The sequence below is a fragment of the Nostoc sp. PCC 7524 genome, assembly GCF_000316645.1.
In the GTDB taxonomy this organism is placed as follows: Bacteria; Cyanobacteriota; Cyanobacteriia; order Cyanobacteriales; family Nostocaceae; genus Trichormus.
Genome location: NC_019684.1, coordinates 4,869,387 through 4,887,915 on the forward strand (window position 1 = coordinate 4,869,387; position 18,529 = coordinate 4,887,915).

Annotated in this window: 20 protein-coding genes; 7 read left to right on the forward strand and 13 right to left on the reverse strand. The window is 40.5% G+C overall.

What is annotated here, in order from left to right; all coding sequences use genetic code 11:
- Positions 1-15 precede the first annotated feature (15 nt).
- Positions 16-693, reverse strand: coding sequence for a Uma2 family endonuclease (locus NOS7524_RS19630; protein ID WP_015140231.1), 678 nt, complete (start codon positions 691-693; stop codon positions 16-18).
- A 159-nt stretch (positions 694-852) separates the two neighbouring features.
- Between NOS7524_RS19630 and NOS7524_RS19635 the strand changes: the two genes are divergently transcribed.
- Positions 853-1,290 carry a secondary thiamine-phosphate synthase enzyme YjbQ gene (locus tag NOS7524_RS19635; RefSeq protein WP_015140232.1) on the forward strand — a complete coding sequence of 146 codons (438 nt, stop codon included), beginning with the start codon at positions 853-855 and terminating at the stop codon, positions 1,288-1,290.
- A gap of 199 nt (positions 1,291-1,489) precedes the next feature.
- Here the strand turns inward: NOS7524_RS19635 and NOS7524_RS19640 are convergent, their stop codons facing one another.
- From NOS7524_RS19640 to NOS7524_RS19665, 6 genes are all read right to left on the reverse strand, one after another.
- Positions 1,490-1,840, reverse strand: a complete 351-nt coding sequence (locus NOS7524_RS19640; RefSeq protein ID WP_015137800.1) for a four helix bundle protein — start codon at positions 1,838-1,840, stop codon at positions 1,490-1,492.
- 32 nt (positions 1,841-1,872) lie between these two features.
- Positions 1,873-3,579, reverse strand: a complete 1,707-nt coding sequence (locus NOS7524_RS19645) for an ISL3 family transposase (RefSeq protein ID WP_015137799.1) — start codon at positions 3,577-3,579, stop codon at positions 1,873-1,875.
- A gap of 54 nt (positions 3,580-3,633) precedes the next feature.
- Positions 3,634-4,353, reverse strand: a complete 720-nt coding sequence (locus NOS7524_RS19650) for an SDR family oxidoreductase (RefSeq protein ID WP_015140233.1) — start codon at positions 4,351-4,353, stop codon at positions 3,634-3,636.
- A gap of 75 nt (positions 4,354-4,428) precedes the next feature.
- Positions 4,429-5,604 carry a pyridoxal phosphate-dependent aminotransferase gene (locus NOS7524_RS19655; RefSeq protein ID WP_015140234.1) on the reverse strand — a complete coding sequence of 392 codons (1,176 nt, stop codon included), beginning with the start codon at positions 5,602-5,604 and terminating at the stop codon, positions 4,429-4,431.
- Between the two features lie 87 nt (positions 5,605-5,691).
- The gene (locus tag NOS7524_RS19660) at positions 5,692-6,030 is read right to left on the reverse strand and encodes a carbon dioxide-concentrating mechanism protein CcmK (RefSeq protein WP_041555858.1); all 339 of its coding nucleotides are present in this window, start codon (positions 6,028-6,030) and stop codon (positions 5,692-5,694) included.
- Between the two features lie 80 nt (positions 6,031-6,110).
- On the reverse strand, positions 6,111-6,569 hold the full coding sequence (locus NOS7524_RS19665) for a hypothetical protein (RefSeq protein WP_041555859.1): 459 nt from the start codon (positions 6,567-6,569) through the stop codon (positions 6,111-6,113).
- A 379-nt stretch (positions 6,570-6,948) separates the two neighbouring features.
- On the opposite strand from NOS7524_RS19665, the gene petN reads away from it, so the two are divergent.
- The 3 genes from petN (at position 6,949) to NOS7524_RS19670 (ending at position 9,625) form a co-directional block, all read left to right on the forward strand.
- Positions 6,949-7,038 carry a cytochrome b6-f complex subunit PetN gene (gene petN / locus NOS7524_RS28830; protein ID WP_010998401.1) on the forward strand — a complete coding sequence of 30 codons (90 nt, stop codon included), beginning with the start codon at positions 6,949-6,951 and terminating at the stop codon, positions 7,036-7,038.
- Between the two features lie 7 nt (positions 7,039-7,045).
- Positions 7,046-7,207 (forward strand): hypothetical protein, encoded by a 162-nt coding sequence (locus tag NOS7524_RS30205; protein WP_015140237.1) that lies wholly within the window; start codon positions 7,046-7,048, stop codon positions 7,205-7,207.
- Positions 7,208-7,540: 333 nt separating this feature from the next.
- Positions 7,541-9,625, forward strand: a complete 2,085-nt coding sequence (locus NOS7524_RS19670) for a GAF domain-containing protein (protein ID WP_015140238.1) — start codon at positions 7,541-7,543, stop codon at positions 9,623-9,625.
- Between the two features lie 193 nt (positions 9,626-9,818).
- On the opposite strand, the gene NOS7524_RS19675 is transcribed toward NOS7524_RS19670, so the two are convergent.
- From NOS7524_RS19675 to NOS7524_RS19685, 3 genes are all read right to left on the reverse strand, one after another.
- Positions 9,819-10,925, reverse strand: a complete 1,107-nt coding sequence (locus tag NOS7524_RS19675; protein WP_015140239.1) for an ABC transporter ATP-binding protein — start codon at positions 10,923-10,925, stop codon at positions 9,819-9,821.
- A 100-nt stretch (positions 10,926-11,025) separates the two neighbouring features.
- Complete coding sequence (locus tag NOS7524_RS19680; RefSeq protein WP_015140240.1) at positions 11,026-11,244, reverse strand: hypothetical protein; 219 nt, start codon at positions 11,242-11,244, stop codon at positions 11,026-11,028.
- A gap of 22 nt (positions 11,245-11,266) precedes the next feature.
- Positions 11,267-11,983, reverse strand: a complete 717-nt coding sequence (locus tag NOS7524_RS19685) for a GUN4 domain-containing protein (protein ID WP_015140241.1) — start codon at positions 11,981-11,983, stop codon at positions 11,267-11,269.
- A gap of 361 nt (positions 11,984-12,344) precedes the next feature.
- Here NOS7524_RS19685 and NOS7524_RS19690 point away from each other — a divergent pair, with 361 nt between their 5' ends.
- The 3 genes from NOS7524_RS19690 (at position 12,345) to NOS7524_RS19705 (ending at position 15,370) form a co-directional block, all read left to right on the forward strand.
- Positions 12,345-13,766: an NADP-dependent isocitrate dehydrogenase gene (locus NOS7524_RS19690; protein ID WP_015140242.1), complete on the forward strand. Its 1,422-nt coding sequence runs from the start codon at positions 12,345-12,347 to the stop codon at positions 13,764-13,766.
- Between the two features lie 445 nt (positions 13,767-14,211).
- The gene (locus NOS7524_RS19700) at positions 14,212-14,760 is read left to right on the forward strand and encodes a Uma2 family endonuclease (protein ID WP_015140243.1); all 549 of its coding nucleotides are present in this window, start codon (positions 14,212-14,214) and stop codon (positions 14,758-14,760) included.
- 34 nt (positions 14,761-14,794) lie between these two features.
- The gene (locus NOS7524_RS19705) at positions 14,795-15,370 is read left to right on the forward strand and encodes a Uma2 family endonuclease (protein ID WP_015140244.1); all 576 of its coding nucleotides are present in this window, start codon (positions 14,795-14,797) and stop codon (positions 15,368-15,370) included.
- 158 nt (positions 15,371-15,528) lie between these two features.
- Here NOS7524_RS19705 and rsmG read toward each other — a convergent pair whose 3' ends face one another.
- From rsmG to NOS7524_RS19720, 3 genes are all read right to left on the reverse strand, one after another.
- A complete protein-coding gene (gene rsmG, locus NOS7524_RS19710) occupies positions 15,529-16,266 on the reverse strand; it encodes a 16S rRNA (guanine(527)-N(7))-methyltransferase RsmG (RefSeq protein WP_015140245.1) in 738 nt (245 codons plus the stop codon).
- Positions 16,267-16,410: 144 nt separating this feature from the next.
- Positions 16,411-17,568 (reverse strand): hypothetical protein, encoded by a 1,158-nt coding sequence (locus NOS7524_RS19715; protein WP_015140246.1) that lies wholly within the window; start codon positions 17,566-17,568, stop codon positions 16,411-16,413.
- Positions 17,569-17,709: 141 nt separating this feature from the next.
- Entirely contained in the window at positions 17,710-18,528 is an 819-nt protein-coding gene (locus tag NOS7524_RS19720) for an alpha/beta fold hydrolase (protein ID WP_015140247.1), read from the reverse strand.
- Position 18,529 lies beyond the last annotated feature (1 nt).

Here is an 18,529-nt window from a genome sequence, read left to right on the forward strand (position 1 = left end):
AAATGTAGGTGAACTTCAAGTTAAAGTATCAGGATCTATTCCTAATTTTCGCAATTCATCTGCTAATCTTTGAGCGCGTTGTTCAGATGCGATCGCTCTTTCTTCTGGTGACAAATATCTCACCCCTTGGGCATCATACCAATACAACCAATCCCTTGTGATTCCTTGATAAGTTCCCTGTTCATAACCAATTGCTAAACCTATCTCTGGCAACCAAACAGGATTTCCCGGTTGCAATACATATTCATTATTGACTAACTTATAAACTTCTAAAGGTGGTTTTTTCCGCCGTTGGGGATTATAAACCACATAATATAAAACCTCCATCTCGGCGTAAAGTTTCTTTTTGTAAGTATATTCTCCCCTGCGTCTGTGAGAAACAACCTCTAAAGCCATAATTGGCATGACTTTTTCTTCCCACAGTACATAACTCAGGCGTAAGTTCTCATCAAAAACGCGCTCAACTCCCAAGCTTAAAAAACCATCGGGGACAATTGGTGGCTGTTCGGGATCGTAATAAATTCCCATATCAACCCCAAAAAACCAATCCATCCGGCTTGACCAAATCCAAGCTAGTATGGCTTCTAGTAACCCAGGAATTAGATGTTGTAGTTGATTATCCACAGGTTCATCGTCAGAATCGGGTAGATCCTCGGCGGAGGGTAAGCAGTGTAATGGGTTGTAATTTAGCATGGTAAGAGCGATGGCGTAGAGCGCCCGCTATAGGCGATCGCAAACTTATAATCTTGATACTATCTATGTTACTTAATTATTTTTACTATAAGTAGCAAAGAGCTTTAAAATATTTTTTATACAAAGTTTTACACTCTAAAAATTTACATTTCTAAGTTTATGCCAATTTTTCATAAATTAATCGAAATCGAAACTGAACCAGGGATTAATATTCATAACATTACGCCTCAAATCAAAGATTTTCTAGCTGCTACTGCAATTAAAAATGGGCAAGTTCTAGTATTTTCTCGACATACTACAACGGCTTTGACAATTAATGAAGATGAAGTCAGACTATTAGAAGATATCAAAGTATTCTTGAACAAACTAGCCCCTGAATCAGATCGTTATTTACATAATGATCTACATTTAAGAATTGTGCCAGAAGATGAACCAATGAATGCTCATTCTCACTTGATGGCAATGATGCTAACTACTAGCGAAGTTATCCCTGTGATTGATGGAGTATTAGGGTTGGGAACTTGGCAATCAGTATTATTTTTTGAGTTAGATGGGCCACGTAAAAGAACTGTGTCCTTACAAATTTCTGGAGAGTAATTAGGAGAGATAAATTAGTGGATGGAAAAAATATAAAATTATTTTTCCATCCTCAATTCACTATTCCAAATTAAATTCCACAAATTCTGTTTGTGTAAACAGCATATTTTGGTTCTTGGCAACTTTTGGTGATCTTAGCCGGGGGAAGGCAGAGGGCAGAGGGCAGAAGGCAGAAGTCGGAAGAGTAGAAGTAATAATTTCAACCCTTGAGTTTGTTTAAAGTAGCAACTAATATACTTTGCATTTCCTCAACTTCATTTAATACGGGAGTGAAAAGGTCTTTATCAGCTAAATCTACTTCTTTGGCAATGATTAATTGCGTATCAAGTTCTCTCAAAGAACCTAGCGCAATATGTAAAAACTGGATATATTCTGGTTTGGAACGCCTACCATAGCCTTCAGCTATATTAGACGCTACAGATACGGATGAACGGCGTATTTGACTAGTTAAACCGTACAATTCTGACTGAGGAAATAGGCGGGTAAATTTATAACAATTGATAGCAAGTTGAACTGCCCTTTGCCAGATAAACTGATTTCTATAACTCATATAATCAAGTGTAAATTGTCAAAATTTTCTTTTCAAATAGCCAACAGAAATCGTCGTTCTAGTAAGTCTATCTTGGCGCGACCATACATCTGCCGTTTTAACATTTTCAGTCGATTAATATGCCCTTCAACTGGGCCATTACTAACTGACATAGTTACACCTGCTTTCACAGCATCGTAGTCAGACTCTAAACTAACAGCAAAGGAGCGCAACAAAGAAACCAAGCTGTTTTTAGCTTTGTTTAACCAAGCATCGAGCTGCTCAGGCAGGCGTTGACGCACAAGAGATGCAAACTGTTGTGCTAGTTCAATAGCTGACTTCAAATCCGAATGGGCTTTTTGTAGTTGAGCGATGACTTCACGCTCATTAGGCTGTATTAATTCTGGTCGTCGCAAGACTAAAGCTGTGACGCGACTGGGGGTGAGAGGACGATGGGCGCAAGAGCTAACCCTGGGGGAAGCGTTTTTTCTTGAACCTTTTGCTGGCTCAAATCCGGGCAAGGTCTTGAGATAACGAGTGAAGCGAGCGACCGTGGCATAACTACCGGTATAGCCGCAGGTGCGAATTTCTTCAAACAGTTCTTGGGTGTTGTGGTTCCCGCTATTCCAGCGACTGAGGAGGTAATCATGATAAGGGTTGAGAAGACTCAGACCGTGGTCGCTACGTTCACGACGTTCGGTAAAAGTTGAGCTACGCAAGTAATTGAATACGGTAGTTTTAGAAACTCCCAGCTCTTGAGCGATTGCTAGCCCTGATAAGCCAATAGACCGCAGTCTCCAAACTTGCTCATGGATTTCTCTGCGTCTATCCCGTGCTTTGGCGGATTGAACTTTTCTTTTTAAAGATGTGTTTTGGGGAAACCTTGGCACAACTGGACTCTTATTAGTCTCAGCAATCATGGAAAGGTTGTTTGCTGTTTCCACCTCTAAATGCACTTTAGTATCAGTATTAAAGACTTGTTTTTCCACTTCTTTTAGTGTTTTGGCGTGATTACCAAAGACTTGATAAAGCGTTTGAGATAAGTTCTGCAATAGATGAAAGCGGTCTGCAACTTGAATGGCTTCTGGCGCACCTTGGCGAATACCACTTTCATAAGTTTTTGACCGATCTCGTGAGACGACTTTGACACCAGGGTGAGCTTTTAACCATTCTGCCAAAGTTTCAGCCTTTGCATCTTTGAGTAGAGCAATTGGTCGTCTGCGTTCGAGATCAATTAGTGCTGTGCCGTAAGTTTTACATTTACGAAAACAAAAGTCGTCTACCCCAAGAGTATGTGGCGTTACGATGGGTGGTAGTGGAATTGAGCGGACTAAATTTAATAGCGTGTTGCGAGAAACTTTTATCCCCAAGTCCTGTGAGAGTCTTACCCCTGCTGCACCACCATTAGCTAAACCAATCGCACTCAGTCTTTGAGCTAAACGTAGAGTTCTTCTCGCCCAAGGTGCGGTAACATTGGTCAGCCTTTCTGCAAAAATGCGCCGTTTACACAATTTATTAAGGCAAAAAAACTTCCGCACCCTTAACTGTAAAGTAATGCTGTAATCAGCCCAGGGTAAATCTGCTAACTTTCGCTCATAGCGACTATGAATTTTATGAGTTGGTTGGTTACAAACTGGACAATTAACTACTCTATTGATAGCAGAAACAATCAACTTTATCTGAGTTTTTATCTCGTCAAGAATGCAATTTTCAAGTTTCAGGTTTGCTGAATCTGGTAATAGATAACTTAGCACTGACATAACCAAGCTGAGGCTTATCCCTCAAATGTTTGATGGAGTGAAGTTTGACGTATCTCAATTATATCTTTCTAACTTCTGCCTTCTGCCTTCTGCCCTCTGCCTTCCCCCAACCAAGATCACCAAAAGTTGCCAAGAACCCATATTTTTGTCTACTGCTGACAAGATTTTATTGCTAGTAAGCTTAGAGTTTAAGCAACGACAAACCAAATCTGCCACATCTGCACGATGAATACTGCCACAAATACGTGTATCTTCCGTTAGAATACCATTACCCGTGGCTGGTTCTGATTTTAGTCCACCAGGACGAATAATTGTGTAATTCAGTCCGCTAGCAATTAAATGTTGTTCGGCTTTATCTTTTTCAATTAAAATTGTTTGCAATGCGGTTAAAGCTTGAGGTGATAGCGCACCGACACTATTACCAGTCCCAATAGAAGTCACCAGGATAAATTTTTGTACACCAGCTTTGATAGCGGCATCAATGAGATTTTTATTACCTGGATAATCTGGTTTTTCTGTGTCTGTCGGCAGCCCTCCAAGGGTACTAATAACAGCATGAATTGGCTCATCTGTTAACATAGCTAGTTCTACATCATCGACATTTAAGGTATCTCCTTGAACAACTTTAATACCCATTGTTTCGAGTTCAGCACGAGCATTTTCACTTCTCAGAAGTGCTTTAATATTGAGCTTTTGCACTGTTAAGTGTTTAGCAATTTCTCTGCCAACACCGCGACTAGCTCCTACTAAAAAGATGTTTGGTACACTGGTCATTTTGATTTTTGAGAGGATTATTTATGTTTTATACTTTAGCAAAATTTAGTTATAATATTTTAGTGCAGATAAATTTTAATGTTTATTGTTTAAAATTGTTTTTGTCCCTTTGACTAATCTTGCCATACCTTCTTGAACTGTATCTTTTTGCAATGCACCATAAGCAACTCGTAAATAGCAACCATGTTCCATGCCAAAGGTTGTACCTGGAATAACTGCTATTTTATGTTCTTGAATCAGCCGTTTGACTAATTCAAAAGCATCCATTTGGGTATGCACTTTCAAGAAAAAATAAAAAGCACCATCAGCAGGAGTAATAGTACACAATCCTTGTAGCTGCTGAAGGTATTCTAAAACCAATTGTCTGACTTGAGCGATCGCACCAATATTGGCTTGTAAATACTCTGGTTTAGCCTGCAATGCTCCCAAGGCTGCATACTGGGAAACCACTGGCGGACAAATCAAAATTGTATCCTGGACTTTCTTCACAGCAACCAGCAGGTGTTGAGGTATCACCATATAGCCAATCCGCCAACTAGCAAAACCGTAAGCTTTGGAAAGACTAAATAGGGAAATAGTATACTCACTGCTATCCGGAAATGATCCAGGGGAAATATGTTTTACACCGTCATAGGTAAAGTATTCATAGGCTTCATCACTAATGTGATAAATACCGCGATCGCGACAAATTTGATTAACTTGTTGTAATACATTTTCCGGATAAACCACACCTGTAGGATTATTCGGTGAAATTGTCACAACTGCCCGTGTTTTGGGTGTAATTGCTTGAGCGATCGCCTCTGGAATTAGTTGATAATTTGCATCGGTTTCGACTAACACCACACGACAACCAGCCATAGTAATAGCCATTTCATGGTTGAAGTAATAAGGTGTATTCAAAATAATTTCATCGCCAGGGGAAGTGATAGCCAAAATAGCATTCATAAATGCCATATTACTTCCCGCAGTTACTACAATACAATTTCTGCTATTAATTAGAATTTGATTAAAAGCTGCTAATTTATCCGTCAAAGCATTTAATAAAGAGGGAATTCCTTCAACAGCTTTATATAAATTATTAGTAGGTTCAGATAAAAATTGAGGCAAAAGCTCAATAGCTTCTGGTGGTGGACTGTAGGAGACTACACCCTGTCCTAAAGAAATCGTACCAGGAGAATTTTTAATTAACTCCCCAACTACAGGAATAATTGGCGACTGTACTGCCTGCATCCGAGAGATTAAATTAGTCATTATTTATTAGTTAGTTATTAGGTAATAGGCAATATTCATTTTCTCTCCTGCTCTCCTACTTCCTACTTTTTACTCCATACTCCCTACTCACACCGATAAGGGTGGGGGAAACCGGATATCTGCACTAAAATTCTCTATATTGGCAGTGTGATCAATAGGTAAAACATATTCTAAGTTTTCATGGGGTCGAGGGATAATGTGATCAGCAAGCCACTCACCGCCATGAACTCGGTTTATTGCCTCTAATCCAGCTTTGACAGCCACATTTACCTCCCCCACTTCTCCGCGAATCAGGACTGTAATTCGTCCTAAATCAGTATTTTCGTATCCTACTAAGGTGACACGGGCAGCTTTACACATGGCATCACCCACTTCTATAGCAGTGGGAACACCGTAAACTTCAATCATGCCTAGTGCCAACGTCATAAATAATAGGATTCGGAATTGATGCCAATACAATCCAAATCCTATCATCTGTTGTCTTCAGTTCATTTTTTAGATAATTGCTATTGACTAAAAGGTTTTACCCAGGCAAATTGAAGCGCCTGATCAAGAGCGATCGCCGCAATGGCAAACCACAATATACTTTCACTAGCCAAGACTACAAAGGGTAAAACTGTACTGCTAGCATTCCAACCCAATTCTATCTGGGTTAAACCTCGTACCAAGCCAAAAGCCAACACCCCACCAGATTTTAAATGTGGGTTGTGATCTTTGCGGATAATATAGCGGTAAGTAGCACCAAATAGTAACCCAGAAAAACCCGCGATCGCTCCACTCAGCAACCAGTCCCCATTAAAATCTTTTTGCAAACTTACGAGTATCGGAAAATACTTTGCTAGGACTAGGGTATTGATCAGACTTGTAATTAAGTAAGCCAAACCCAAAGACAAACCCCCAATAATTCCGGCTTTCAGGGATTCTAAGCGTTCTGCCATCATTTGCTGATCAAAAATTTGGTTCATATGTAAATGGGAGTAGGGAGTGGAAAGTGGGGAGTGGGGGAGATGTAGCTTGCTTATCTGACGATGGCGTAAGCCCATTTCACGAAAAACCTGATACAGATGTAAACCCTGAAAGTTTTGCTGCATCTAAGTTTTTTAATTGCGAATTGCGAATTGCGAATTGCGAATTGGTATAAGCCTACCCGTAGGGTGGGAGATGAGGGAGAAATGGGGAAAGTCCTCCCCCTTGCCCCGATTCCTCTGATCCCGATGATTAACGAAAAGATTCATCCTGAGTTAATAGAAAAATTATAAAATTGCCCAGTCCCCAGTCCCCAGTACCCAGTCCCCAGTATGATAAATATAGAGACGTTTTGTAAATCATTTCAAAAGTAAGACTATGGCGATTTTGACATTGGGTTGGGTATCACTGCTAGTTGTGTTTACTTGGTCAATTGCAATGGTAGTATGGGGTCGTAACGGACTGTAGAGGGATTGTGGAAAGTCCATTCTTAGGTATTTTGGCTTTACTTGCCTTGGTGTTACTGGTATTAGTGACTGGTGGCGTTGGTTATCTAACCTTGGCAGACTGGCGCGATCGCCGTCTTCAAGAAAATGAAAAACGTGAACTCCGTCGCAGCACTCCTAAGCGGCGATGATTCACGAGTTGTCAAAACAGCGCAGTTTTTCAAACATATTTCTCTCAGTAGGGACACGGTACATCAACATCGTGTCCCTCAATTTTGACAGCAAATTAGATACATAGGACTTACATAACTGGCACACCCTACGAATGTGCCAGATTTGAGTTTTTCGTGATTCTCAACAGATTTTTAGCATCTGACTTTCTTGAGTGCGTAAAGCCTGCGACGTAGCTCCATTCCCCAGTATGCACTCACTTTGAGGTTGAGAATATTTACAAACTGTTATATTTACTCTGCTTAAGGGAATTTTAAAATAGAAGACTTTTGATATTTGAACTCTCACCGCGAATGGATAACTCTTCCGCAATGCAACCCATACAACTAAAATCAGAGCAACAGGAATATCAATTTAATATGAAAACAGCATTGTCTAGAGTCATAGCCAAGATTCGTGAGTCTCTAGACATAGATAGTATCTTTCAAATCACGGTTAGTGAACTACGTCGGTCTTTGAAGGCTGATAGAGTGGGAGTGTTGCGTTTTTATCCTGAGTTGGGATGGCAGGGAGAATTTATCTGTGAAGATGTGGGAGATGGATGGAGTTCTCCACTAACAGATAAATTTAGCGTTCATGGTTTAGCTGAGGAATTAGCAAAAATCTATCAGCAAGGGCGGATTCAAGTATTGACTGATATCTATGAACATGGAATTAGCGATTGTCAAGTTCAAATACTAGAAAAATATCAAGTCCTTGCCAATCTTGCTGTTCCCTTGTTGAAAGGTAAAGAATTATGGGGTTTATTGTGCATACATCAATGTAGTAGTTCTCGGCAATGGGAAACTTCAGAAATTGAGTTTGTGCAACTCATCGCCACACATTTAGAAATTGCTTTGCAGCAAGCAGATTACATAGAACAAGTCAAAGTACAATCAGCACAAATAGCACAAACCAAAGCTCAAGAAAAATCTGTAGAGTGGCAAAAAACCATAGCGATCGCTATTGAAAAAATTCGCCAGTCTCTTGATTTAGAAACCATTTTCCGTGCTAGTACCGCAGAAATTAGAAAGCTGATCAAGACTGATCGCGTAGCTATCTATCGCTTCAATCCCGATTGGACTGGAGAGTTTGTATTTGAATCTGTAGGTGAAGGTTGGATTTCCCTAATTGATGAACAATCACAACGGCCAGAATTAAGAGAAAACGTTAGCGAATGCAGCGCCAAAGATTTAGCTAAAACCCCTGTAGTAGATACTTATTTACAAGATACAGAAGGTGGACGCTTCACTAAAGGCGAGGTTTATCGCGTTTGTAATGATATTTATAGTGCTGGTTTTAGCGACTGCTATATCAAAGTATTAGAAGCTTATCAAGCAAAAGCTTATGTGATTATTGCCATTTATCACGGTCAAAAGCTGTGGGGTTTACTAGCCGCTTATCATAATACTGAGATGCGAAATTGGCAAGAAGATGAGGTTTACTTACTAACTCAAGTTAGCACTCAGTTGGGAGTAGCGATTCAGCAAGCAGAATTATTTGCACAAACTCAGCGTCAAAAGGAAGAAATTGCACAAACACTTAAAGAATTAAAGGAAACTCAAAGCCAATTAATTCACAGTGAGAAAATGGCTAGTTTGGGTCAATTAGTTGCTGGGATAGCGCACGAAATTAATAATCCAATTAGTTTCATTTACGGTAATATTACCTACATTAATGAACACACAAATGATTTATTTAAATTGCTAGATACATATCAAAAAAACTGTCCCAATCTACCAACAATAATTCAACAACAAATCGCGAATTTAGATTTAGATTATATTACTGATGATTTACCCAAAATTCTCGCATCAATGACAACAGGTGCAGAACGCATCTCTCAGTTAGTCTTGTCATTACGTACTTTTGCTCGACTTGATGAAGCCGATATGAAACCTGTTAACCTACATGAAGGTTTAGACAGCACCCTTTTGATATTACAACATCGGCTGCAACCCAAGACTAATTATCCGGCAATTGAAGTCATTAAAGAATATGGTAATTTACCCGAAATTGTGTGTTATGCTGCCCAGATGAATCAGGTATTTATGAACATCATCAATAATGCTATTGATGCTATAGAACATAAAATATTCTGGAATGAAATTAATATAAACCCTCAAATTATAATTTCTACAAAAGTTACAGAAGAGCATACTATTGGGATTAGTATTGCTGACAATGGCTGTGGAATTCCAGACAATTTGCGATCGCGCATTTTTGAACCCTTCTTTACCACCAAAGAACCCGGACAAGGTACTGGTTTGGGTCTATCTATTAGTTATAAGATTGTTGTAGAAAAACACGGCGGAAAAATTAAGTGTATTTCTGAACCTGGAAAGGGTTGTGAATTTTATCTAGAAATTCCCCAACAACCCTTAGCCTTAGTTAGTTGAGGTTAATGAAACACTAAGTAGCTCAGTGTTAAAAATTATCACTATGGCAAGGCAGGAGGCAGGAGGCAGAAGGCAGGAGGGAAGAGGGTTATAGCTTTGTTTACCTTTCTTAACTTAGTTTTGTTTTTTCCCACCGAGTTACTTACGTAAAAATGTTTTACTAGCTTAATTTGAAATTGATGGCAAACAGCAATCAGTTTTGAGGTAAAATTCTATCTCCAGTTTTAGGATCAAATATAAACAATTGATTTAAATCTAGTTGTAAAGACAGGCGATCGCCTGAACGGGGACGCACATCACCACCCACCTGAATATTCAAAACTGTCATCGCGCCAGGTAAACCGACACGAATTAAAGTTTCTCTTCCCAAAGGCTCTACTACCTTAACATCAACTAATAAAGTCCCTGGTTGTTGGTTGTTAAGTTCTGATTCAGTGTTAATAGCAATATGTTCGGGACGAATACCCAAATCAACGCTTTGTCCTGGAGGTAGTTGTAAATTTTCTCGCAAAAATGCTGGAATTTCTATTAACTGCCCACTCACATCAAAACCATCATTTTTATAGATTGCTGGCAAAATATTCATGGGTGGACTACCTAAAAAAGTCGCCACCATTTGATTCGCAGGACGAGCATAAATAGTTTGGGGATCACCAATTTGTTGAATCCTGCCCCGATTGAGTACCACAATCTTATCTGCTAAAGTCATAGCTTCGACTTGATCGTGGGTAACGTAAATAGTTGTTACGCCTAATTCTTGATGCAGCTGCTTTAATTCGGCTCTTGTATCATCTCGCAATTTGGCATCTAAATTAGATAAAGGTTCATCTAATAAAAATACCTGTGGTTCGCGGGCGATCGCTCGACCTAATGCTACCCGTTGTTGTTGCCCACCAGAGAGTTGTTTGGGTTTACGATCTAATAAGTGTTCTAAAGATAGCGATCGCGCCACATTTACCACCCGTTCTTGAATGATTTTCGGGTCAACCTGCCGCATTTTCAACCCAAAGGCGATATTTTCAGCCACCGTCATATGGGGATACAGGGCGTAATTTTGGAACACCATCGCCACATCTCGCGCTCTGGCTGGGACATTATTCACCAACTGATCGCCAATAAAGAGTTTGCCAGATGTGGCAATTTCTAAACCTGCGATCGTGCGTAAAATTGTAGATTTACCGCATCCAGAAGGGCCGACTAAAACCCAAAACTCGCCATCGGGAATTTCAAAAGAAATATCCTCGATAGCGGTGGTGTTGTTAAATCTACGCTTAATATCTTCTAAAACAACTTTTGCCATGATGCAATTTGATATTTAGAATTAGTGATAGTAAACTTGTACTTTTCACTTGTGCAATTCGTTAACCGTTTCTGACCAAGAATAAACTTGTTTGGTCAATTTAAGTTGGTTGATTTTCTCGCGTCACTCTAATCAAAAAGCGTAAAGCCTCATTAACTGCTTCAGCATTAGGAAATATTGCTGCTACATCTGGCTCTAAACGTACTATATCGTTACCAAAACTCTTTCTTGCAGCACCTAACTTTCTGACTTTGAGACTTTTTAAGTCGTACTCTGAACGTAGTTCATCTTCCATGTCTTGTTTATCCGTATTGTGCATAATGAACTCAATTTTTACTAAATTACTTAGACCAAGCAGGATGAGCAAATAAAGAAGCAATTACACGCACGCCTCGCAATTGATTAGATAGGGGTAAATGACCTTTAGGCGCGCTTAAATCCCAAGTAAATCCATTGGGGTATCTTGTCCAGTTGTTACCATCTTTCCAGCCAATTTTCGGCCAGAAATTGTCCCAATTTTTACCCAAACTTAACCAAATGTCTCGCTGTACAGAAAAGCCAAACTTACCTTCCGAGTGAACTATCCAGAGATTATTAATGGTATGTAAGTCTACAGAGGGAAAATTTTCTACATCAGTAAAATACAGCCATTTTCTTTGTAGGGCTGTAGGGCCTGCCAACTCACACATTTTTTCGATTGTCATGCGATCAGCAGCTTGGAAGTCTTGAGCAGCGAGTAACTGTTGCAAAGGGTGATAATTAACCCCTGCGTCTGATTTTAGAGGTACAATGCCTTCAGGAAAAGAAGTTTTCAAGAATTCTTGGGCTTGAGGTGCATCAGAGTTGTAGAGAACTTGGTAGGCTTTGCCATCAACCCAAGTCGCTGGGCTGTCACGACGTTGCAATAAAAACTGCATTAACACATCTAATCCCTCATTACCCAAATCAGCTAACTGTGGGATGATCTGTTGTTGAACTTGCATAGACCCAGCGATTAACTTTTCTCGGAGGGAGTCGATGTTATTAGCAGTGCCTGATAATATCATTGGGTCTGTCATGCCATTACTCGTGTTAGCGGTCAGTGAAAAAGCAGTGGGCTATCAACCTCTATCGATGACAAAGCATTGATAGCGAAAAGTAGTTTACTATTTTTGATCGTACAGAATTGCGGCAGTTCGCTGAATCCTATACTGAAAAATCCCCAAATGCTGTAAAAGAGGAATAGGGGGAAAATCTGCACATCAATCAGGGGATGAGAGCCTAGGAAGAATGTAGGGAAGTGGGAGGAGACAAGAAAGACAGGGAAGAAGCCTTCCTGAATTCCCCAATCCCCAATCCCCAATATCTACAGTAAAATTTGCAAGCCAAGACAAGAAGAATCTTCTCGCTGGCGGCGTATCTTTGTGGAGTGTGTGAAGTATGTACGACAAGATTAACCCCCCAACAACAGGCGCAAAAATTACCTTCAAAAATGGTGAACCTGTTGTACCAGACAATCCCATTATCCCTTTTATTCGGGGCGATGGAACTGGTATTGATATTTGGCCAGCTACGCAAAAAGTGCTAGATGCGGCGGTAGCTAAAGCATATCAGGGCAAACGTCAAATCAGTTGGTTTAAAGTTTACGCTGGTGATGAAGCCTGTGATTTATACGGTACTTATCAGTATTTACCGCAGGATACTTTGACGGCTATTAAAGAGTATGGTGTTGCGATTAAAGGCCCTTTGACTACTCCTGTGGGCGGTGGTATCCGGTCTTTAAACGTGGCACTCAGACAAATTTTTGACCTATATGCCTGCGTGCGTCCTTGCCGTTATTATGCGGGTACGCCATCACCCCACAAAAATCCCGAAAAGCTTGATGTGATTGTTTATCGGGAAAATACAGAGGATATTTATTTGGGGATTGAGTGGAAGCAAGGTAGTGAAATAGGCGATCGCCTCATCTCCATCCTCAACAAAGAACTCATCCCCGCCACCCCAGAACACGGTAAAAAGCAAATCCCCCTCGATGCTGGTATCGGGATTAAACCCATCAGTAAAACCGGTTCACAGCGTCTTGTGCGTCGTGCCATCAAACACGCCTTGTTATTACCTAAAAACAAGCAACAGGTAACGCTGGTGCATAAGGGTAACATCATGAAGTACACCGAAGGCGCATTTCGTGATTGGGGTTACGAACTAGCCACCACCGAATTTCGTCAAGAGTGCGTTACTGAACGGGAATCTTGGATTTTAAGCAACAAAGAAAAAAATCCCAATATTTCCTTAGAAGAAAACGCCCGTTTGATTGATCCTGGTTTTGATGCTCTTACCCAAGAGAAGAAAACCCAAATTGTCAAGGAAGTGGAAACAGTTCTTAATGCTATTTGGTCAAGCCACGGTAACGGTAAGTGGAAAGAGAAAATCATGGTCAATGACCGGATTGCTGATAGTATCTTCCAACAAATCCAAACCAGACCAGATGAGTATTCGATTCTGGCGACAATGAACTTAAACGGTGATTACTTGTCTGATGCGGCTGCTGCTATTGTTGGTGGCTTGGGTATGGGGCCTGGCGCAAATATTGGTGACGCTTGCGCCATTTTTGAAGCTACCCACGGCACAGCACCCAAACACGCCGGTTTAGACAGAATTAACCCCGGTTCGGTGATTTTGTCTGGGGTGATGATGTTTGAGTATATGGGTTGGCAAGAAGCCGCAGACCTCATTAAGAAGGGTTTAGGAGATGCGATCGCTAATGGTCAAGTTACCTACGACTTAGCACGGTTACTTGAACCAGCTGTAGAACCACTCAAATGTTCTGAATTTGCCGACGCAATTATCAAACATTTTGGTTGAAAAGAAGGCAGAAGGCAGAAGGCAGTCCCCATGAAGCAAGTTTCACAGTCAAACATGAAAGATGTCTTTCTCCCCCTGCCTCCCCTGCTACCCCTGCTCCCCCTGCTCTTTCAAGTCAGGAGGCAGGAGGCAGAAGGAAAGAATTTGGTGGGGGATTCAGACCCCCACCAAATAAGTACCACTGAATCATTCGCGCAGCGTCTCGTAGAGAAGATTTCAGTGGGGGACTCAAACCCTTGCTCCCTTCCGGTCGCCAGAAGGCTTGTGCATCAGACAGAAGATAAACATAAAAGCCTTCTGCCCTCTGCCTCCTGCCTTTCTTGTTAATTTCAGTTAATTATTAGGATGGGGTTTCCCCGTCCTAAGTAATTCAAAATTCAAAATTAGATATACAACCTAGAGATAAATTATCATTAAAGTATACTTTTCATGAGTATAAAAAATCATGGTTATCACTCCCGTTAAAGAAAATGTCACCACAGATTATTCTCTAGAAGATTGGCTGCAAAGTCCCCCAGAAGGTACAGAATGGGTGAATGGGGAATTACTGGAGAAAGATGAAGTGACATTAAAACACAGTCGCATACAGGCAAAAATAGCTACTTATTGGAGAAATTATAAAGATGTTAGTGGACAAGGTGGTGAAGTGTATACAGAAGTACCCTGTCTTACGAATAAACAAGGTCGTCGTCCCGATGTGGCTTATCTCACCCCAGAACTGATGCAGCAGTTGGGTGAACCTGCGGTTTTACCCCAAAGTTTTCCTTTGATAGCTGAAATTATTTCCCCTACAGATTTGGCTGAAGATATGATTGCTAAATCTCAAGAATATTTGCAATCTGGTAGTGAAGAAGTTTGGTTAGTTTTTCCTGAAAATTACTGGATTATTGTAATTACTAAAAATCAGCGCCTTGTCTTTATATCTGGTGAAGTAGTGAAAACTCAAACTGTACTTGCAGGTTTTAATGTTGCAGTAGATGAATTATTAAATTAACGCTGAAAAAACCATGATTAACTAGGTTATTGATATGGTTATTAGTCCTTTCAAATTAAAACTAGATACTGTTCATTTCACCGACGAACAGTTTTATCAGTTATGTCAAAATAACCAGGAATTAAAATTTGAACGCACATCTACCGGAGAATTAATTATTATGCCACCTGTAGGGGGAGAAAGTGGCAATCGCGAGGCAGATTTAATTATTGATTTGGGCATTTGGAATCGACAAACGGGACTCGGTTATACTTTTAGTTCTTCTACTATATTTAAATTACCCAATGGGGGCGATCGCTCTCCTGATGTGGCGTGGATAAAGCGTGAACGATGGGAAGCATTAACTCTCGAACAAAGACGTAAATTTCCCCCCATTGCGCCGGATTTTGTGATTGAGTTAAGGTCAGCAACCGATGATTTAGAAACCCTACACCAGAAAATGCAGGAATATATGGACGCAGGGGTAAAACTGGGATGGTTGATTAATCCTCAACAGCAGCAAGTTGAGATTTATCGCCTAGGAAAAGATGTAGAAGTGCAGAATTTACCTACAGAATTACTAGGTGAAGATGTCTTGCCAGAATTTAGCTTGAGTCTAGGTTTGTATTAAGATTATTCCCCACTCCCTGCTGACTTTTAATAAAGAAGCATCCCAAAGATTTTATGTTTAAACGCAGAGGAGCGCAGAGGTTCACGCAAAGTTACACAGAGGCTTAATGAGAGCTATTTGTTTAGCATTTCAAACAATTGGGATACTTGCCTTGCTTCTTAAAGTGGCTTTTGAGTTGGTACACCGACAACACGGGGAAATTTAGCAGGTGTGGTTGCTATCTTTCGCAAATATAAACAGTGGCGAATGCTATTACTGAGGGGAGTAACGAACTGTTCAATAGATTCAATTTCACCGCCTAACTGCTGAACCGCATTTTGCAAAGCTATAGTTTCTTCTTCTGTCCAAGTACCGCGATAAATTACGGCTAAACCGCCTGGTTTGATTAAAGGTAAGGTATATTCAGCGCAGACTGAGGCATTACCAACGGCACGAATTAACGCTATATCATGCTTTTCTCGGTGCTGTTGTTGCTGACCAATTTCTTCGGCTCTAGCAACCACAGTTGTAGCATTATTAAGTGACAATTCACTCAAGATTTTGTCGATAAAAGTAATCTTTTTCCGGGTTGAATCTACAAGTGTAACTTTAGAACTAGGTGCAACGATTGCCACAGGTACACCTGGAAAACCTGCACCTGTACCAATATCAATCACAGATGCACCCGCTTCGAGGGAGGAGATAAATTTTTGCTGTGGTGCAATTCCCCGCAAAGAATCCCAAAGGTGTTTTTCCCAAAATTCTTGAGGTTCGGTAATGCGAGTTAAATTTAACTGACGATTCCCTTCTAAAATTAATTCATAAAGCTGCTGAAATCGCGCCTGCTGTGCGTCATTAGGTTGCCAATTGAGAGTTTGCTGCCAAATTTTTGCTATTTCTGGTAATGAGTTAGTCATTAGTGATTAGTCAATAGTCGGTAGAGACGCGATTATACTCTTACAAGAAGACGCTTTAAGAGAGTATAAGTGTCTGTGCAGTCATGTTTGTCAGAAGAGAGTTTTACTAATTGACAGAGCTAGAGCGATCGCTAGCAGAAAATACTATAGAATCATTGTTGACTCAACATCAATATCGAATTTGTTCGCGATCGCAGTGATAATTTCTTGCTCTACTGGTGTAGTCTGATTGTCTAGTTGGGCGATTCTTCGGCACTGTGCTAGTAAGGGTACGGCAAAATCACGGTTTAGTTGATTGAGTAGCTGATCTAGGGGTTGGGGTGATTTGATATTATTAGCGATCGCTGATAAGGAAGTGGGGCTGAGATTAGCGCCTTGTAGTTGGGGTAAGATTTGTTGCCAAGTTTTTTCCGGGTGACTGGCGAGAATCATGTGGACTAATATTTGATCCATTACTGCTTGTTGAGCGATCGCAGTTTCTAAATATTGTTCGCTTTCTGCTTTTAAGTTTACCAGTGTTTGTGGTGATTCTAGGGACACTGATTCATCTAGTTTGGCTTCATAAAAGCGACAAGCGGCATATCCTAAAGAATAACTCATGGTGGCATTGGCACTAGCTGCGATCGCTGCACCCGCAAAGGGGACATTTCGCAACCAAACTAATCCTGCGGCTTTGAGAAGACGATTCCCACCTAAACCCAAGCCAAAAATTGTTAATAGTTCCCCTTTACGTGCTGGATCTTGTAAATCTAGCCCATAAGCAGCTGCAATTTGATACAGCATTTCTGTCTGCAATTTCATAGTTGCTGCCAAGTCTACTGCTAACAAAGCAACTGCCACTCCCGGCAAAATACTACTGGCTAAACCAATTCCACCAGCCTTAGTGGCTTTTTCCATCATGATGCGGTGGGCAATTTCCCTTGGGGATTCTTGGGGGTATTTCTGCTTGAGTTTGTTGGCAGCAATTTTAGCTTGTTCTAAATCAACATTTTCGCTAGCACCGATGAGCCAGTTGAGGTTTAAAAAGCCTGATATTCTTCTAATCAGCCAATTTTTATTAATATGATTAATGACTTTACCTGTGATTTGAGTTGCTTGTTCAAAGAGATTATGTGTAGTTTTTGCTGTTGTTGTTCCTAATTCAAATGCAGTTTTTATAGCTGCTTTACCAGTATTAGTAGCAGTTTCAGCCAAATTATCTATGACAGATGGTTGATTTTTATCTGCTTCGGGTTTTTGATTTGTATGGGAATCAACTGATTGTTTGATATTTGTGTTTTTTAGTGGCGATTTTTCTGACATCTTTAACAATTATCCTCATTACAGCCTCTCTATTTAGGTTGTAATGAAAAATTACCCCAGTTGACATCTCCCAACCAGTGCAAATGATTGTTGCATAGGATGGAAAATTACCGCAGGTTTCACTCTCAGGTTGAATTTCAATTAAGGTATATTCAACTGATGAAGTTTATGGTATTTCTCCTCTAAGAAGTGATGAGCCTGAAGAATTTCGTAGAGGTTAACATCTTGCTCTAGTAAGCAAGCGTGTCCACATTCAGGTAGAATAACCGTTTTACTATTGGGTATGATATTCGCTATACGTTTGACTTCACTGACTGAAGGTAACAGGCGATCGCTACCACCCGCAATTAACAATACTGCTTGCTCCAGAGAACGTAGCTTTTCTTCATCAATTTGAAACTCTCTCAACAGAGATAGTCGCCAATTCACTGTTTCTGGTGGTACAGAACGCATAGTTTTCAGTAATTCATATCTAATACTCCGGGAAATCCGGGGTAAAGATGCTAAAAATGGTAACAACCCCAGTGCGCCAACATCATAAACACATTCTGGAACTAAATTTACCAGTTGGGATGTCCAAGCTAACCAAGGACGTAGCCCAAAAGCTGACGCTGGGTTAATTAAAATAATGCGTTTAAACAATTGTGGTGATTCAATGGCTACTTTCATCGCCAAGCAACCGCCAAAGGACTCACCACACAGGTAAACTGCTCTCTGGGAACTTTTTTCTAATTCCGCGTGAATTAAATCCAAAACGTTATTTGTGAGGATGTCCCAACTCGTCAAGTCCTGCCGTGGTATTGCTAAACAACGGACATCAAAGCCAACTTCTAACCCTGTAGTTTGCGATCGCAATAGTTGACCAGTCCCATCCATCCCCGGCAAATATACAAACAAGGGATATTCTAGTTTAACTCTTCTAGGAGTCAGGAAACACGGCTTTAGTTCAACTTCTGGCATT

Bases quoted from the DNA above. Each gene is read 5' to 3' on its own strand.
- NOS7524_RS19680 (WP_015140240.1), bottom strand. From the start codon at position 11,244: ATGCACAATACGGATAAACAAGACATGGAAGATGAACTACGTTCAGAG.
- NOS7524_RS19640 (WP_015137800.1), bottom strand. From the start codon at position 1,840: ATGAGTTATAGAAATCAGTTTATCTGGCAAAGGGCAGTTCAACTTGCT.
- NOS7524_RS19650 (WP_015140233.1), bottom strand. From the start codon at position 4,353: ATGACCAGTGTACCAAACATCTTTTTAGTAGGAGCTAGTCGCGGTGTT.
- NOS7524_RS19715 (WP_015140246.1), bottom strand. From the start codon at position 17,568: ATGTCAGAAAAATCGCCACTAAAAAACACAAATATCAAACAATCAGTT.
- NOS7524_RS19645 (WP_015137799.1), bottom strand. From the start codon at position 3,579: ATGTCAGTGCTAAGTTATCTATTACCAGATTCAGCAAACCTGAAACTT.
- NOS7524_RS19630 (WP_015140231.1), bottom strand. From the start codon at position 693: ATGCTAAATTACAACCCATTACACTGCTTACCCTCCGCCGAGGATCTA.
- NOS7524_RS19685 (WP_015140241.1), bottom strand. From the start codon at position 11,983: ATGACAGACCCAATGATATTATCAGGCACTGCTAATAACATCGACTCC.
- NOS7524_RS19700 (WP_015140243.1), top strand. From the start codon at position 14,212: ATGGTTATCACTCCCGTTAAAGAAAATGTCACCACAGATTATTCTCTA.
- NOS7524_RS19675 (WP_015140239.1), bottom strand. From the start codon at position 10,925: ATGGCAAAAGTTGTTTTAGAAGATATTAAGCGTAGATTTAACAACACC.
- petN (WP_010998401.1), top strand. From the start codon at position 6,949: ATGGCGATTTTGACATTGGGTTGGGTATCACTGCTAGTTGTGTTTACT.
- NOS7524_RS19705 (WP_015140244.1), top strand. From the start codon at position 14,795: ATGGTTATTAGTCCTTTCAAATTAAAACTAGATACTGTTCATTTCACC.
- NOS7524_RS19720 (WP_015140247.1), bottom strand. From the start codon at position 18,528: ATGCCAGAAGTTGAACTAAAGCCGTGTTTCCTGACTCCTAGAAGAGTT.
- NOS7524_RS19655 (WP_015140234.1), bottom strand. From the start codon at position 5,604: ATGACTAATTTAATCTCTCGGATGCAGGCAGTACAGTCGCCAATTATT.
- rsmG (WP_015140245.1), bottom strand. From the start codon at position 16,266: ATGACTAACTCATTACCAGAAATAGCAAAAATTTGGCAGCAAACTCTC.
- NOS7524_RS19635 (WP_015140232.1), top strand. From the start codon at position 853: ATGCCAATTTTTCATAAATTAATCGAAATCGAAACTGAACCAGGGATT.
- NOS7524_RS19690 (WP_015140242.1), top strand. From the start codon at position 12,345: ATGTACGACAAGATTAACCCCCCAACAACAGGCGCAAAAATTACCTTC.
- NOS7524_RS19665 (WP_041555859.1), bottom strand. From the start codon at position 6,569: ATGAACCAAATTTTTGATCAGCAAATGATGGCAGAACGCTTAGAATCC.
- NOS7524_RS19670 (WP_015140238.1), top strand. From the start codon at position 7,541: ATGGATAACTCTTCCGCAATGCAACCCATACAACTAAAATCAGAGCAA.
- NOS7524_RS19660 (WP_041555858.1), bottom strand. From the start codon at position 6,030: ATGACGTTGGCACTAGGCATGATTGAAGTTTACGGTGTTCCCACTGCT.